Origin of the sequence: Thauera sp. AutoDN2, assembly GCF_051280715.1 — a bacterium.
Taxonomy (GTDB): domain Bacteria; phylum Pseudomonadota; class Gammaproteobacteria; order Burkholderiales; family Rhodocyclaceae; genus Thauera.
In genome coordinates, this window is the sequence record NZ_JBNCAR010000002.1 from 209,168 (window position 1) to 225,307 (window position 16,140).

Genomic DNA, 16,140 nt, shown 5'->3' on the forward strand with positions numbered 1-16,140 from the left:
GGGCACGCCCCGCCCGGCCGATACTCCAGCGCGGCTCCAGCGCCCGTCCCGCCGCGGATGCATCCCCCCTATCGCCGGTTTAACCGTGCTCAATTGGCTCTATTGCCAGGCAAGCACCATACTGGAGTCATCGAGGCGGTGCATGCACCGCGCGTGGAGCACGAGGAGTTCACCATGGTTGATAAAGTCGCCCGCCTGCATTTCCAGCCTGCCAGCCCGGCAGGCGCCTTGCGTGCGCTCACCGGCTGGCTGATCGCTCTGGTCGGGCTGGCTCTGCTCATTGCCCAGTTCGTACGCGGGCTGGAGGGCTTCGACCTCCCGGTGTCGGGCGCAATCTCCGGCGGCGCCATGGCGGCGGCAGCGACCGCTCTCGGTGCTGTTCCTCTGCTGGTGGTGCGCAATATCCGTGCAGGCGTGCAGGGCATGCTGCTCGGTTTCGGCGCGGGCGTGATGCTCGCGGCGAGCGTGTTCTCGCTGCTGTTGCCGGCCTTCGACGCCGCGCAACTGCAGACCGGCTCTGAAACCGGCGCCGGCCTGCTCGTGGCCTTGGCAGTCCTGCTTGGCGCGGGTGGGCTCCTGGCCCTGGATCGCGCCCTCCCTCACACGCATTTCCCCGAGGGCAGGCGCAGCGGTGGCGCCGTCTGGCTGTTCGTGTTCGCAATCGCAGTGCACAACATCCCGGAGGGGCTCGCCATCGGCGTGGCCGCCGGCCTGAACGGCACCGGCGCAGGATCGGGCGACGCGGTTGCAGCCGGTATTTCACTGCAAAACGTGCCCGAAGGACTGATCGTGGCCATCGCCCTCGTGAGCGCCAACTACAGCCGCTGGCTGGCCTTTGGTGTCGCGACGGTATCGGGCCTGATCGAACCGATCGCCGCCATCGCCGGGTCGATGATGGTTTCGGTTTCGGCGATGATCCTGCCCTGGGGTCTCGCGGGTGCCGCCGGCGCGATGCTGTTCGTGGTCAGCCACGAGATCATTCCCGAGTCGCATCGTCGTGGCCACGAAACCCTGGCGACGGGCGGACTGATGGTCGGCTTCGTGCTGATGATGATGATGGACACGATGCTCGGCTGAACCAGCGTGGCCCACGTGCAGCGCCAGCGGTGCGCTGCGCACGAACGAGGCCATAAAAAAGCGAAGGGCGCCCACAAGGAGCGCCCTTCGCTTTTATGTTCGGGGTGGCGAGCCTGACCCCCGGCACTTGCAGGAAACGGCTGTGGCTGCTGCCTTCCGGCCCTGACCAGGTTCACCGCGCTGCAATGCGGGGAGACCCGCCACGGCCGGCATTGTAGCAGCAAGCCGGCCGCAGCGGGCGCCCGGCTTGCTGCGCTGCAGGAGCCCTGTCAGCCCTTGAGCTCGGGGAAGTCTTCCTCGAAGAACTCCAGCTCGCCACGAACGGCCTCGCCACGTGCTTCTTCCGCCTTGCGCAGTTCCACGCGGCGGATCTTGCCCGAGATGGTCTTGGGCAGGTCGGCGAAGGACAGGCGGCGGATGCGCTTGTACGGCGCCAGGCGCTCGCGGGTGAAGGCGAAGATGTCCTTGGCGAGTTCCTTGCTCGGCTCCTGGCCCGCGACCAGGATCACGAAGGCCTTGGGCACTGCCAGACGTACCGGATCCGGGCTCGGCACCACCGCGGCTTCAGCCACTGCCGGGTGCTCGATGAGCACACTCTCCAGCTCGAAGGGGCTGATGCGGTAGTCGGAGGCCTTGAACACATCATCGGCGCGGCCGACGTAGGTGATGTAGCCCTCCTCGTCGATGCTGGCGACGTCGCCGGTGCGGTAATGGCCATCGCGCATCACTTCGGCTGTCTTGGCAGCATCGCCGGCATAACCGACCATCAGGCCGACCGGACGGTCTTCGCCCATCACCAGCGCCACCTCACCCTCGACCGAAGGCTTGCTGTCGGCGTCGAGCAGGGCGATCTTGTAGCCCGGCAGCGGACGGCCCATGGAACCGGGCTTGAGCGGCTGGTCGGGCGTATTGCCGATCTGCGCGGTGGTCTCGGTCTGGCCGAAGCCGTCGCGGATGGTGATGCCCCAGGCCTTCTTCACCTGATCGATCACCTCCGGGTTGAGCGGCTCACCAGCGCCGATCAGCTCGCGCAATTGGGTCTTCACCGCAGCCAGATCCTGCTGGATCAGCATGCGCCACACGGTCGGAGGCGCGCACATGGTGGTGACTTCGTACTTCACCAGCACGTCGAGCAGGGCCTTGGCGTTGAAGCGGTTGTAGTTGTACAGAAAAACGCAGGCGCCGGCGTTCCAGGGCGCGAAGAAGCAGCTCCAGGCGTGCTTGGCCCAGCCCGGCGACGAGATGTTCATGTGGCGATCGTTGGGCTTGAGGCCGATCCAGTACATCGTCGACAGATGGCCAACCGGGTAGGACTGGTGGGTGTGCAGCACCAGCTTGGGCTTGGACGTGGTGCCGGAGGTGAAGTAGAGCAGCAGCGGATCGCTGACGCGGGTGACGCCGTCCGGTGTGAACACTTCGGTTTCGGCATAGGCGTCTTCGAAGGTCTTCCAGCCTTCGGTCGCGCCACCGACGACGATGCGGCCGAAGCTGCCCGGCAGGTCGGCGAACTTCTCCGTGTGGGCCTTGCCGATCACCACATGCTTGACCTGACCGCGCTCGACGCGATCGGCGAGGTCTTCCGGGGTCAGCAGCGTGGTCGCGGGGATCACCACCGCGCCCAGCTTGATCGCGGCGAGCATGGTTTCCCACAGCGGCACTTCATTGCCGAGCATGATCAGGATGCGCTCGCCACGCTTGACGCCCTGTTTGCTCAACCAGTTGGCGACACGGTTGGAGCGCGCAGACATTTCGGCGAAGGAGAGCTTCGACTCGCTGCCGTCCTCCTCGATGATCCACAGCGCAGGGTTGTCGTTGCCCTTTGCCAGTGCATCGAAGTAGTCCAGCGCCCAGTTGAACTCCTTCAGCTTCGGCCACTTGAAGCCGGCATAGGCGGTGGCATAGTCGCTGCGATGCTCCAGAAGGAAGTCGCGTGCAGCGAGAAATTCGGTGACAGCGTTCATGAGCTCTCCTCTCGAGTACGTCGTTGAAATCTTGCCCGGCCGGGTAGCACCCTGCCAAAAACCAATATTTTACGTTGACGTTAACGTAATTCGTGAACCGAGATCAAAGTTTTTGTCCTTTCACGTCGTTCCGCACGAGCATGCACAGAACGATACACCCCATTGCGGCCAGGCGGCCGCCTCGCCAGCCTCACACGTCATGGCCTCTGAACGCCCCTGAACGCCTGCCACCGTTCGCACGAACCGCCCCTCCCCACCGCAGCCCCCATCTGCCCACCCGGCTGCCGGTATACTTCGGACCTTCGCCGCGCCCGGCCACCGCTAGAACCCCCGAGAGGAAGCCCGATGAGCACCCACCCCAGCCTGATCGCACGCTATGGCAAGGACGAGGCACCGGCACTGGCCCGGCTGAATCCCTTCGTCGAGCAACTGCTGTCGCACCGCTCGGTGCGCGCCTATCTGGCCACTCCCGTCAGCGACGATGCGCTCGCCACGATCATCGCGGCCGCACAATCGGCGGCCAGCTCCTCAAACCTCAATCTCTGGAGCGTGGTAGCGGTACGCGACCCCGCCAGGCGCGGACGACTGTCCGAGCTGGTCGGCAACCAGGCGCATGTGCGCGAGGCTCCGCTGCAGTTGGTGTGGCTGGCCGACCTCGCCCGCCTGCGCCAGATTGCCCGCACGCTCGAACGTCCGTCCGAGGGGCTGGATTACACCGAGATGTTCGTCACCGCGCTCATCGACGCCGCACTTGCCGCACAGAATGCGGCCGCCGCCGCAGAATCCATCGGCCTGGGCACCGTCTACATCGGCGGCATGCGCAACCAGCCCGAGGCGGTCGCCGAATTGCTCGGCCTTCCGCCCGAAACCTTCGCCGTATTCGGCATGTGCGTCGGCCACCCCGATCCAGCGCACCCTGCCGCAGTAAAGCCCCGCCCTCCGCAGCACGTGGTGCTGCATCACGAGCGGTACAGCAATGACGCACAGCAGACAGGCCTCGACGCCTACGACCGCAACATGGCGGACTTCTATGCCGGGCAGCAGATGAACGTGCGCGGCACCTGGCGCCTGCATTCCGCGAAACGCGTGTCCGGGGCAGAAAGCCTGTCCGGCCGCGATCGCCTGGTCGAAGCCCTGCACACGCTCGGCTTCAAGCTCAAGTAACCCCCCGCCCGACGCGAGGAAGCTCCCCATGCGCAAGCGCGACAACACGCTCACCACCGATCAGAAGGCCCTCGCGGTCAACCTCGACAAGTACAAATATGGCTCGATCGTCGAGATCGGCGCCGGCCAGGAAGTCGCGCGCCGCTTCTTCCAGGTTGGCGCGGCCGCGGGCACGGTCGCCAAGACGATGTCCGCTTACGACATGGCGGTCAGCGACGACATCTACGGTCATGTGGACCGTTACGTGAGTCGCGCCCGCCTGCTGCAGATGCTGGACAAGGAGTTCAGCCAGGTGGTCAAGCGGCTCGCGCACGTTCGGCCGAAGAACACCACCTTCTTCGCCTACGCCGCGACGGTGACCGCCCGCAGCTTCAAGCAGAAGAACGAATGTCACGGCTGGGTCGGCATCCGCCTGCAGCTCCACCCGGGCGCGGAACCCAGCGACGTGGTCATGCACGTCCGCATGCTCGACAACGACAATGCCCTGCAGTCCGAGGCGCTCGGCATCCTGGGCGTGAACCTCATCCACGGCGCATTCTTCCATCATGACCAGCCCGAGTGGGTCGTCGAGGGCCTTGCCGACGGGCTGGGCTCGGAGCGGATCGAAGTCGACCTGATCCATTTTTCCGGCCCCTACTTCGAGGAAGTGGAAAATCGCCTGATGAACCTGCACCTGATCCGCAGCTGGCTCACACGCGCGGTGGTGTTCAACCCGCAGGGCGACGTGGTGGTGCCGGGCGAGCTCCTCTACCGCAAGCCGGTGATGGTGATGCGGGGCAGCTTCAAGCCGGTCACCCTGGTCAATGTCGACATGATGGCCGCCGGCCTGCGTCAGTTCAGCCAGCTCGCCGCGGTGGACGAGAACGAGATCGTCTCCCTCGCCGAGATCACCATGAACTCCCTGATCAGCGGCGACAACGTGGACGGGGCCGACTTCCTCGCCCGCATCGACCTGCTCGCCTCGCAGGGCTACACGGTGATGATCTCCGACTACGTGCGCTTCTTCCGCCTGCGCGCCTACCTGCGCCGCTATACGCAGAAGCCGATCGGTATCGTGCTGTCGGTGCGCGACTTCGCCTTCCTGTTCGACGAGAAGTACTACGAGGGTCTGGAAGGCGGCATCCTCGAGGCCTTCGGCAAGCTCTTCCCGGACAACACCCACGTGTATGTCTATCCTTCGCGCCCGCGCGGCACCGACGCCGCTGCGACGATCACGCTCGGCAACGTCCAGGTCCCGGACAACCTGCGTCACCTGCTCGCCCACCTGAAGGAAAACGACAAGCTGGTGGCGGTACGGCCGCTCGACGAGGAACACCTGTACATCGACATCGCCGACGTCCTCGCAAGACTGCGGCGCGGACGCGGCGACTGGGAGAGCGAGGTACCCGAGACGGTTGCGCAGCGCATCATCGAATCGCGCCTGCTCGGTTACGACAGTGAATGAGCCTGTCTGCACATCGTCCGCAATCCTGGACCCTGCCTTGCGCAGGGTCTTCTTTTGAACTTCGGGAGGCGGTATGGTCTGCTCTGATCTGGCAGCGCAGCAATTCCGTCTGAGCGCTGCGTAAGAACCACCGACATCACCGGCCAGCTCCGCCCTCGAAGCGGCGCGTGAAGGCACGGCCCGGAGCCGCTCCCATGAGTTCAGAAACACCACCGTACGACACGCTCCAGCGCCCGCACGCACGCGCTCCCGCAGACGTACTCGCCGCACTCGGCAGCGGTGCGCAGGGCCTGGACAGCGACGAGGTCGTCCGCCGCCTGGCCGCAGTGGGTCCCAACCGCCTGCCTGAAGCGTCAAAGGAGAGCGTGCTCAAGCGCTTCTTCAAGCACTTCAACGACGTGCTGATCTACGTGCTGCTGGGCGCCGCCGCGATCACCGCCACGCTCGGCCACTGGATCGACACGGGCGTCATTCTCGGCGTGGTCGTCATCAACGCCATCATCGGCTTCATCCAGGAGGGCAAGGCTGAAGAGGCGCTCGAAGGCATCCGCAAGATGCTGTCCCTGCGCGCGGACGTCTGCCGCGACGCGCAGTGGAGCAGCATCGACGCCGACGGGCTGGTGCCCGGCGACATCGTGCGCCTGCGCTCGGGCGCGCGCGTGCCGGCCGACCTGCGGCTGGTCGAGGCCACCAACCTGCGCATCGAGGAATCCGCGCTCACCGGCGAATCGGTCCCCGCCGACAAGACCACCGAGGCGGTCGCCGCCGACGCAGGCGTGGGCGACCGCCTCGGCATGGCCTACTCCGGCACCCTGGTCGCTGCCGGGCGCGGCGTGGGCGTGGTGGTGGCCACCGGCACCGACACCGAGCTCGGCCGCATCAACCGCATGATCGCCGAGGTCGAGACCCTGCAGACTCCGCTCACGCGGCAGATGGCGCAGTTCAGCAAGCTGCTGTCGGTGGTCATCGTTGCGTTGGCGGTGCTGATGCTCGCGATCGGCGTGTTCCTGCACGATCAGCCGCTCGCCGAAATCTTCCTCGCTGCGATCGGCTTTGCCGTGGCGGCCATCCCCGAGGGTCTGCCGGCGATCCTCACCATCACGCTTGCGCTCGGCGTGCAGCGCATGGCCCATCGCAACGCGATCACCCGCAAGCTCACCGCCGTCGAAACACTGGGCTCGGTCACCGTCATCTGCTCGGACAAGACCGGTACGCTGACCAGGAACGAGATGACCGCGCGGCACGTGGTCACACGGGGCGGTTTGTTCGATGTCAGTGGCACCGGCTACCGGCCCGAGGGCGAGATCACCCTGGAGGGCGAGTCCGCCAACCTGGAGCACCATGGTCATCTGCACGCGGTGATCGAGGTCGCCGCAGTCGCCAACGACACCCACATCGCCGAAGAGGATGGGCAATGGCGCGTGACGGGCGAGCCCACAGAGGGCGCGCTGCGCACCCTCGCCGAGAAGGCCGGTTTCGATGCCGCCGCGCACACTCGCCATGCCAGCATCCCCTTCGAGTCGGCCAACAAGTTCATGGCCACGCTCAATACCGGTCCCTGCGGCCGACGCCGCATCCTGCTCAAGGGTGCGCCCGACCGCCTGCTCGACCGCTGTCATCATGAACTCGGCGCTGACGGCGCACAGGCGCCGCTCGACCGCGGATTCTGGGAAGCACAGATCGAGACCCTGAGCGCTGAAGGTCTGCGCGTGCTGGCCGCCGCGTCGCGCGAGGTCCAGAAAAGCAAGGACGAGCTCCACCTCGAGGATCTGCACGAAGACATGGTCTTCCTCGGCCTCATCGGCATCATCGACCCGCCGCGCCCCGAGGCGATCGAGGCCATCCGCTCCTGCCACGAGGCCGGCATTCGCGTGAAGATGATCACCGGCGACCACGCCGGCACCGCGCGCGCGATCGGCATCGAGATGGGTCTGGGCTCCGCCGACGCACTCAAGGTGGTCTCCGGCGCCGAGATCGAGGCCGCCAGCGACGACGAACTGCAACAGATCGCCCAGGACTGCGACATCTTTGCCCGCACCAGCCCCGAGCACAAGCTGCGCCTGGTCAAGGCCCTGCAGGCACGCGGCGAGGTGGTGGCGATGACCGGCGACGGCGTCAACGATGCCCCCGCGCTCAAGCGCGCCGATGTCGGCGTGGCCATGGGCATCAAGGGTACCGAGGCCACCAAGGAGGCGGCCGAGATCGTGCTCGCCGACGACAACTTCTCCACCATCGAGCGTGCGGTCGAGGAAGGCCGCACGATCTACGACAATCTGAGAAAGGCCATTCTCTTCATCCTCCCCACCAATGGCGCCCAGGGCTTCGTCATGCTGGCCGCGGTGGTGCTCGGCCTCACCCTGCCGCTCACCCCGGTGCAGATCCTGTGGGTGAACATGGTAGTGGCGGTCACGCTGGCGCTGGCGCTCGCCTTCGAGCCGGCCGAGCCGGGCGTCATGCAGCGCCCGCCGCGCAAGCCCGGCGCGCCGATCATGGACCGACTCATGCTCATGCGGGTGGCGTTCGTCTCGCTGCTGATCGGCGGCGCCACCATCCTGTCCTTCGAGTATTCGCTCATCCAGGGCATGGAACTGCACGCGGCGCGCACGATGACGGTCAACACCCTGGTGGTGGCGCAGGCCTGGTACCTGTTCAACAGCCGCTTCCTCACCGCTTCCAGCCTCGCGCCCTCGCGCATGTTCACCAATCCGGGCGCGATCGTCTCGGTCGGCCTGCTCGGCCTGCTTCAGCTCGGCTTCGTCTATCTGCCCTTTATGAACACCTGGTTCGGTACCACCCCGCTGCCGATCGAGGCCTGGGGCCCGCCGATGGTGATCGGCGTGCTGGTGTTCCTGATCATCGAGGGCGAGAAGGCGGTGCTGCGCGTACGCCGGCGCCATGTCATTCGCGCTGAGTACGGCGGATGAACCAGGATCCGCTGCTCGTTCTCGCCATCCTCACCGCCACCATAGGCATGTTCCTGTGGGGGCGCTGGCGCCACGACATGGTAGCCACCGGCGCGCTGTTGGCGTGCGTGCTCGGGGGGCTGGTCGCGCCCGCCGAAGCCTTCGCGGGATTCGCCCATCCCGCGGTGATCACCGTGGCCTGCGTGCTGGTACTCTCACGCGGCCTGCAGATCTCGGGCGCGGTCGATGCGCTCACTACCGCGCTCCTGCCGGCCAAGGCCGGCATCCTGCTCAGTCTCGCCGCGCTCGTCGGCCTGGGGGCGCTGCTCTCGGGCTTCATGAACAACGTCGGCGCGATGGCCTTGCTCATGCCGGTCGCAATGCAGCTCGCCGCCCGACTCGAACTGCCCCCCGGCAGAGTGCTGATGCCGCTGGCCTTCGGCACCATCCTCGGCGGTATGACGACCATGATCGGCACCCCGCCCAACCTGATCGTGTCGGGCTTTCGCGCGCAGACGGGCGCGGGCAGCTTCGGCATGTTCGACTTCACGCCGATCGGCTTGGCCATCGCGGTCATCGGCACGGTTTTCATCGTGCTGCTCGGCTGGCGCCTCGTGCCCGCGCGCGAGAAGGCGAGCACCGAGGGCTTCGAGACCGGCGCCTATGTCACCGAGGTTCGCGTCGTGCCCGACAGCAAGGCCGCCGGCCTGTTCCTGCGCGAGATCGAATCCCGGCTCGACGAGGCCGGCGCGCAGATCATCGGCCTGGTGCGCAACGAGGTGCGCATGACCGCCCCCCAGTCGAGTCGCAAGGTGCTGGCGGGCGACATCCTGGTGATCGAGGCCGACATCGAGGCCCTGCCCGAGGTGCTGTCCACGCTCGGGCTGCAGCTCGAGGAGGCAGGCTCGTCGAGCGAGGAGGAGACGAACACGCACGAGAATACTGCACGCGCGCAGCCTGCGCAGGACCCCACCAGCAGCCGGGACGAGAAGCAGTCTCGCCGGAAGAATGGAGGCGACGCACGCGGCCGCGACGCAGCCGGCAGCGTGGACGACGAAAAGCAGCGCGCTGAAGGCCGCAAGGACGAAGCCGCCGAGAAGGACAAGGACAGCGTCCGGTCCGCGGCCGACGCAGAGGTCATGCTGATGGAACTGGTCGTGCGCCCTGAGGCCAGCCTGATCGGCCGCTCGGCGCGCGACCTGTCGCTGCGCACCCGCTACGGCCTGAACCTGCTCGCCGTGTCGCGCAACGGCAAGCGCTCGAAGTCGCGCCTACGCACGCTGAAGATTCAGGCCGGCGACCTGCTGCTGATGCAGGGCCCCCTTGAGGCGCTCACCGAGTTCGCGGCGGATTCGGGCTGCGTGCCGCTGGCAGAGCGCGAACTGCGCATCCCCGACCGGCGCAAGGCATGGACCGCCGGCGCGATCATGCTGTGTGCCGTCGGCGCCGCCGCGCTGGGCCTGCTGCCTGCGGCGATCTCCTTCGCACTCGGCGTACTTGCCTCGATGGCGCTGCGCACCCTCCCGCTGCGCTCGGTGTACGAGAGCATCGACTGGCCGGTCATCGTACTGCTGGCGGCGCTGATCCCGGTCGCTCAGGCGATGGAGACGACCGGCACAGCCGACCTGATCGCGCACGCCCTGCTCGATGGCGTGGCGCAGGGCAACACCATCGTCGCTCTCAGCCTGGTGCTCATCGTCACCATGTTCCTGTCCGACCTGATGAACAACGCCGCCACCGCAGCGGTCATGTGCCCGATCGCGATCGGCACCGCGACGGCGCTCGGGGTCAGCGCGGACGCCTTCCTGATGGCGGTCGCGATCGGCGCTTCCTGCGCCTTCCTGACCCCGATCGGCCATCAGAACAACACCTTGATCCTCGGCCCCGGCGGTTTCCGCTTCGGAGACTACTGGCGGCTCGGTCTGCCGCTGGAGCTTCTCGTGGTGGGCGTCTCCGTCCCGCTGCTTCTCCTCGTCTGGCCGCTCTGAGGCACACTCCTTCGCATGAACGCGACCTCCGCCGAAAGCCCCCCGCCCGCGAAGCCACCCCTCTGGCAGATCGTTCCCACCGCCGACTACGAGCGCCCCACCGACTCCCAGCCCGCCACGCTACAGCGCCGCTGGCGCGCGCTCGGGCGCCTGCTGCTCGGCGACGACAAGGGCGAGGCCGCCCCCGCACGGGCGGAGGCGGATCTGCGCGCGCTGCCACAGCTGCGCCTCGCCAACCTCGTCCCCCCGATTGACTGGGCGCCCGCCGCGCGCGCGCTCGGCGCGCCGGACGAGGACACACACGCACCGGTCCGACTCTTCATCGGCCAACCGTACTGCGACCACGCCGCGACCCTCGCGCACTGGGCGTGCACGCATGACGCGGTCGTGCTCACGCCGCCCGACAGCGCACAGATCCTCGCTGCCAATCAACGCTGGCTGGACGATCTTGCACCCGCCAAGGGCCACCCCTGGGTGCTGCCCGAGCTCGAGCGCTGCTTCCTGCGCCACGCCAGCGGGCTGGAGCTGCTACGCGGCTTTCTGGCCCGCGCCCTGTCGGGCGCCCTGGGCCCCGGCCTGATCGGCTGCGACAGCTGGGCGCTGGCCTTCATCGAGCGCATCTGGCCGCTGCCCGGCACCCCACGGCTGACGCTGCAGGCCTTCGACGGCCCTGCGCTCACCCGCTACCTGATGCAGGCAAATCGCGGCCACGTCCGCTTCCTGAGCGCGCGCAGCGGCAAACCCCTGCTGCCCGAGCGCCCAGCCGACGGCAAGGCGGACGCCACCGCGGCAGAGGAAAGCACCTGCCCCGAGTTGCGCCAGCTCGCCGCCCACTGCCGCGGCAACCCCGGCCTTGCCTGGCACTACTGGCGCCAGCGTCTGCGCGCCGCGCCCGAGCACCAGCCTCAGGAACAGGCAGAGGAAGCCCCTCACGACCCGCCAGCCGGCGCGGACCGCGAGCGCCTTGCCGCCGCCGACGAGGTCGTCTGGGTCGCGCCCGGCATCGAAACACCCACGCTCCCCGCCGAATCCGGCGAGGACGTGGCCTTCCTGCTCCATGCCTTGCTGCTCCACCGTGGCCTCGATGCCGAAGCCCTCGGCGCCCTGCTGCCCATCCCCGACGCACGCATGCACTCGCACCTGCTGCGGCTGCGGGCGCTCACGCTGCTCGAACACGACGGTGCACGCTGGCAGGTGGCGCCGCTCGCCTACCCCACGGTGCGCGAATTCCTACGCAGTCGCAGCTACCTGACCGACGGTTTCTGAACATGCCAGAAGACAACCCGAACCTCGCACGACTCTTCAACACGCTCGACCACGGCGACTGGATCGAACTCGCCGTCATCGTCTTCGTCGCCATCACGCTCATCCGCAGCGCCCAGCGCGCCCTGCCCTGGCTCGCAAACCGCCTGCACGGCCGCCCGCGCCATTACCTGCTCGCCTCGGTTCCGCTGCTGCGCCTGGTGCTGATCGTCATCGCGCTGGCGCTGATCCTGCCAATCCTGATCGAGCCTTCGATACAGAACATGGTGGCCTTGCTCGGTGCGGCCGGCCTGGCAATCGGATTCGCGCTCAAGGACTACGTCAGCAGCCTGATCGCCGGGGTGGTGTCCGCGTTCGAGCAACCTTACCGGCCAGGTGACTGGGTGGAGCTCGATGGCCACTACGGCGAGGTCGTGCACGTGGGCATGCGCACCGTCAGCCTGGTCACCGCGGACGACGACACGATCACCGTGCCGCACCTCAAGCTGTGGTCCTCGGCGGTGCGCAACGCCAACAACGGCAGCCCGGTGCTGCAGTGCTCGGCGGTGTTCCATGTGCACCCCGAGCACGACGCGCGGCGCGCCCGCGCCGTGCTTGAGGACGTCGCACTCACCAGCCCCTATCTCTACTTCGACGCCCCAGTCGGCGTACTCACCGAGGAAACGGAATGGGGCACGCAATACCGCATCCGCGCCTACCCGGTCGACCCGCGCCAGCAGTTCCGCTTTATCTCCGACCTCACCGTGCGCGGACGCGAGGCGCTATCGCGTATCGGTGCAAGACCGCGACTCACACCCCAGGCGCTTCGGGGAGACGGCCGCCGAATCTGACCGGGCGGGGTGCTCGCTGCGGAGGTTCACGGCTGCGGGGAAGGTGCATTCGTGCAATGGATCGCGCTTGATCCAGATCCATCTCGGCCATAATTGCTAAAATTGGTTTTTAATGCGTTACTCAAGCTTTTCGCAAGAATTCATCCAATGCCGAACCTCACCCGACTGCTCCGCCAGATCACGCTGGTCCTGATGGCACTGCTCACGCAAAGCGCGTTCGCCCAAGGCACGCCTCTGCGCATCTTTCACGTCATGAGCTTCGATTCACCGTGGCGCTGGACGGATGGTCAGTACGCGGGTTTCAAGGAGGGGCTCGGGGACGTGAACGCGGAGTACCGCGTCTTCCAGATGGACATCAAGCGCTACGCCTCCGCCGAGCAGAAGGCTGAACGCGGACGGCTGGCGCGCGAAATGATCGAAACCTGGAAGCCGGATCTGGTCTATCTGTCGGACGACGCGGCCATCGAGCACGTAGCGGCGCACTACGCCGGCAGCACGACACCCTTCGTTTTCAGCGGCGCCAACAAGACGCTCGAAGAGCACGTAAGGTCGTGCGGGACAGCGCCTCAGTGGCCCGCGCCATCCGGCCGAAGCGCCGGAATACCGCAAAGCTCCAGAGGATTACAGCAGATACCGCCATCCGCTTATTTACTGTTTAGAACTTTTCTGTCGAATATAGCAAGTATTTCTGATTTCAACCGTTTCATGTCACCGCGCATGTGAGGGAAGTCGCACTCCTCCGCGCATTACACCCCGTTCCTGGTGGATGGGGAGGACTCTCTTCCCTCTCTCTCCCTCGGAGGCGCCTGGACGCTGATCGGTTCGAGCACTGCCCTGCCGCCGCTGCGAAAGGTATGCTCGTCGACATGAGCGACGAACTTGAACCTGACGTTCCCCACCGCTGCGTGCGTAGCGCTGATGCGGAGATGCGACCGCTCACCCTGAGCGAGCAGATCGTGGAGGCGCTTGCCGCAGGCCGCAACAAGCGCGTACGCAAGCTGCTGCACCGCATGCATCCGGCCAAGATCGCTGCGCTGCTCGAACGCCTGTCGCCCGTTCAGCGCATCTCGCTCTGGCAGCAGATCGGCGGCACGGTCGAACAGCGCGTGCTCGGCCACCTGAGCACCGAGCTTCGCCCAACGCTGATGCACGAGTCGCGCGAGGACAGCGAAGCCGACGCTGCGCCTGCGCCGCCCTCGCCGCAGGGCGAGGCACCGGAGGACGCGAAGAGCGAGTTGCAGGACGTGCGCGAAGCGCTTGAAGCCGGCAAGCTCAAGCGCGTCGGCAAGCTGCTGCACCGCATGCATCCGGCCAAGGTCGCCGGCCTGCTCGAAGCCCTGCCGCCGGCCGAGCGCAGCCAGGCCTGGAGCATGGTCGAGACCGAACGCGCCGGCCGTGTGCTCAGCTTCCTGCACGACGAGATCAGCACCGCGCTTGCCCAGGAGCTCGACCTCGACGACCTGATCGCTGCAGTACACCCGCTCGAGCTCGACGACCTCGTCGACCTCATCCAGACCCTGCCCACCGAGCTCGGCAGCCGCCTGGTGCTCTCCACCACCGGCGCGCGCCGCGAACAGCTCGAGTCGATGCTGTCCTACCCCGAGGAGTCCGCCGGCGGCCTGATGAACGCCGACGCCATCGAGGTGCGCGCCGACGTCAAGGCCGGCACGGTGCTGCGTTACCTGCGCCTGCTCGAGACGCTGCCGCCGCAGACCGACATGTTGATGGTGGTCGACCGCAAGGGCCACTACCAGGGCGCGCTACGCCTGTCGGCGCTGGTCACGGCCAATCTCGATACGCGGGTCGAAGATCTGATGCAGACGGAAATCGCCGGCATCCAGGTGGATACCGACAGCCGCGAGGTCGCCCGCCTGTTCCAGGACCTCGACCTCATGTCGGCCCCGGTGGTCGATGGCGAAGGCCGGCTGATCGGTCGCATCACGGTCGACGACGTGGTCGACCTGATCCGCGAAGACTCCGAGCGCGCGGTGATGCAGATGGCCGGCCTCGACGACGAAGCCGACATGTTCGCCCCGGTGCTTGTGAGCGCCCGCCGGCGGGCGCTGTGGCTGGGTATCAACCTGCTTACCGCCTTCCTCGCCGCGTGGGTGATCGGCCAGTTCCAGGGCACCCTCGAGCAGCTCGTCGCGCTTGCCGTGCTGATGCCCATCGTCGCCAGCATGGGCGGCATCGCCGGCAGCCAGACGCTGACCCTGGTGATCCGCGGCCTCGCGCTCAAGCAGGTGCAGAAGGGCAACATCCGCATCCTGCTCAACCGCGAGGTCGGTGTGTCGATCCTCAACGGACTGCTTTGGGCGCTGGTGGTGGCGGCGCTTGCCGTGGTGTGGTTCGGCGACTGGGGCATCGGCGGCGTCATCGCCGCGGCGATCCTGCTGAACCTGCTGTGCGCCGCGCTCGCCGGGCTGGCGATCCCGCTCATCCTCGAGCGCATGGGCATCGACCCTGCGCTCGCCGGCAGCGTCATCCTCACCACCGTCACCGACGTGGTCGGCTTCTTCGCCTTCCTCGGGCTGGCAACAGTGCTGCTGCTGTGAGCGCGCGCGCCCGACCGCATGCAGGCCGTTAAACCTCTGCATTCAACCGGAGTCCCCATGAGCAAGCACAAGACAATCGACATCGCCGAATACCGCGTTCAGGGCGGCAAAAAGGTGGATCTTGCCGACTGGTCGACGCAAGCCCCCCCGTTCTACGGCTCGAAGAGCGACTACAAGGACATGCTCGAGGCCGGCACCGAGCGTCTGGCCGAGTTGCAGGAAATGCTCTACGCCCATGACCGCTACTCGCTGCTGGTGATCTTCCAGGCAATGGACGCTGCGGGCAAGGACGGCGCCATCCGCCACGTCATGTCGGGCGTCAATCCGCAGGGCTGCCAGGTGTTCAGCTTCAAGCACCCGAGCGCCACCGAACTCGACCACGACTTCCTGTGGCGCACCCACCTCGCGCTGCCCGAGCGCGGGCGCATCGGCATCTTCAACCGCTCGTACTACGAAGAGGTGCTGATCGTGCGCGTGCTGCCCGAGATCCTGCAGGGGCAGAAGCTGCCCGACGAGACCCTGGCAGCAAAGGACTTCTGGGGCGATCGCCTGCGCTCGATCGCAGACGCCGAGGCCCACCTGCACCGCAACGGCACCCGCATCGTCAAGATCTTCCTGCACCTTTCCAAGGACGAGCAGCGCGACCGCCTGATCGCGCGCATCGACGAGGAAGACAAGAACTGGAAGTTCGACGAGGGCGACATCGAGCAGCGCCAGCACTGGGACAAGTACATGGCCGCCTACGCCGACTGCCTCGCCGCCACAAGCACCGCCGACTGCCCGTGGTACGTGGTGCCCGCCGACGACAAGAAGAACGCCCGCCTGATCGTGTCGCAGATCCTGGTCGACACCCTGGCCGGGCTGGACATGCGCTACCCGGAGACCAGCGACGCACGGCGCGAAAGGCTGCGCGAGATCCGCCGCCAGCTGGAAGCGGGCGAGGTCTGATCCGGTG

The 16,140-nt window shown here is 66.9% G+C and carries 11 protein-coding genes and 1 other RNA gene; 10 read left to right on the forward strand and 2 right to left on the reverse strand.

Going from position 1 to position 16,140, the window contains the following annotated elements:
* The first annotated feature begins 174 nt into the window (after window positions 1–174).
* Window positions 175–1,077 (forward strand): ZIP family metal transporter, encoded by a 903-nt coding sequence (locus ACPT9U_RS02345; RefSeq protein WP_435749745.1) that lies wholly within the window; start codon window positions 175–177, stop codon window positions 1,075–1,077.
* A gap of 103 nt (window positions 1,078–1,180) precedes the next feature.
* Here the strand turns inward: ACPT9U_RS02345 and ffs are convergent.
* Both ffs and ACPT9U_RS02355 read right to left on the reverse strand, forming a co-directional pair.
* An RNA gene (gene ffs, locus ACPT9U_RS02350) (signal recognition particle sRNA small type) lies at window positions 1,181–1,279 on the reverse strand.
* A gap of 67 nt (window positions 1,280–1,346) precedes the next feature.
* Window positions 1,347–3,038, reverse strand: coding sequence for an AMP-binding protein (locus tag ACPT9U_RS02355; RefSeq protein WP_435749746.1), 1,692 nt, complete (start codon window positions 3,036–3,038; stop codon window positions 1,347–1,349).
* 345 nt (window positions 3,039–3,383) lie between these two features.
* Here ACPT9U_RS02355 and ACPT9U_RS02360 point away from each other — a divergent pair, with 345 nt between their 5' ends.
* The 9 genes from ACPT9U_RS02360 (at window position 3,384) to ACPT9U_RS02400 (ending at window position 16,133) form a co-directional block, all read left to right on the forward strand.
* On the forward strand, window positions 3,384–4,202 hold the full coding sequence (locus ACPT9U_RS02360) for an NADPH-dependent oxidoreductase (RefSeq protein ID WP_435749747.1): 819 nt from the start codon (window positions 3,384–3,386) through the stop codon (window positions 4,200–4,202).
* 28 nt (window positions 4,203–4,230) lie between these two features.
* Entirely contained in the window at window positions 4,231–5,646 is a 1,416-nt protein-coding gene (locus ACPT9U_RS02365) for a TonB-dependent receptor (RefSeq protein ID WP_418364149.1), read from the forward strand.
* A gap of 194 nt (window positions 5,647–5,840) precedes the next feature.
* A complete protein-coding gene (locus ACPT9U_RS02370; protein ID WP_435749748.1) occupies window positions 5,841–8,570 on the forward strand; it encodes a cation-transporting P-type ATPase in 2,730 nt (909 codons plus the stop codon).
* A complete protein-coding gene (locus ACPT9U_RS02375; RefSeq protein WP_435749749.1) occupies window positions 8,567–10,537 on the forward strand; it encodes an SLC13 family permease in 1,971 nt (656 codons plus the stop codon). Before ACPT9U_RS02370 ends, ACPT9U_RS02375 begins: the two co-directional genes overlap by 4 nt.
* 15 nt (window positions 10,538–10,552) lie before the next feature.
* Window positions 10,553–11,803, forward strand: a complete 1,251-nt coding sequence (locus tag ACPT9U_RS02380) for a hypothetical protein (protein WP_435749750.1) — start codon at window positions 10,553–10,555, stop codon at window positions 11,801–11,803.
* 2 nt (window positions 11,804–11,805) lie between these two features.
* Window positions 11,806–12,630, forward strand: a complete 825-nt coding sequence (locus tag ACPT9U_RS02385) for a mechanosensitive ion channel family protein (RefSeq protein WP_418364153.1) — start codon at window positions 11,806–11,808, stop codon at window positions 12,628–12,630.
* Between the two features lie 147 nt (window positions 12,631–12,777).
* Window positions 12,778–13,353 carry a hypothetical protein gene (locus ACPT9U_RS02390; protein WP_435749751.1) on the forward strand — a complete coding sequence of 192 codons (576 nt, stop codon included), beginning with the start codon at window positions 12,778–12,780 and terminating at the stop codon, window positions 13,351–13,353.
* Window positions 13,354–13,496: 143 nt separating this feature from the next.
* Window positions 13,497–15,185 carry a magnesium transporter gene (gene mgtE / locus ACPT9U_RS02395; RefSeq protein ID WP_435749752.1) on the forward strand — a complete coding sequence of 563 codons (1,689 nt, stop codon included), beginning with the start codon at window positions 13,497–13,499 and terminating at the stop codon, window positions 15,183–15,185.
* Between the two features lie 57 nt (window positions 15,186–15,242).
* The gene (locus ACPT9U_RS02400; RefSeq protein ID WP_435749753.1) at window positions 15,243–16,133 is read left to right on the forward strand and encodes an ADP-polyphosphate phosphotransferase; all 891 of its coding nucleotides are present in this window, start codon (window positions 15,243–15,245) and stop codon (window positions 16,131–16,133) included.
* The last annotated feature ends 7 nt before the right edge of the window (window positions 16,134–16,140 follow it).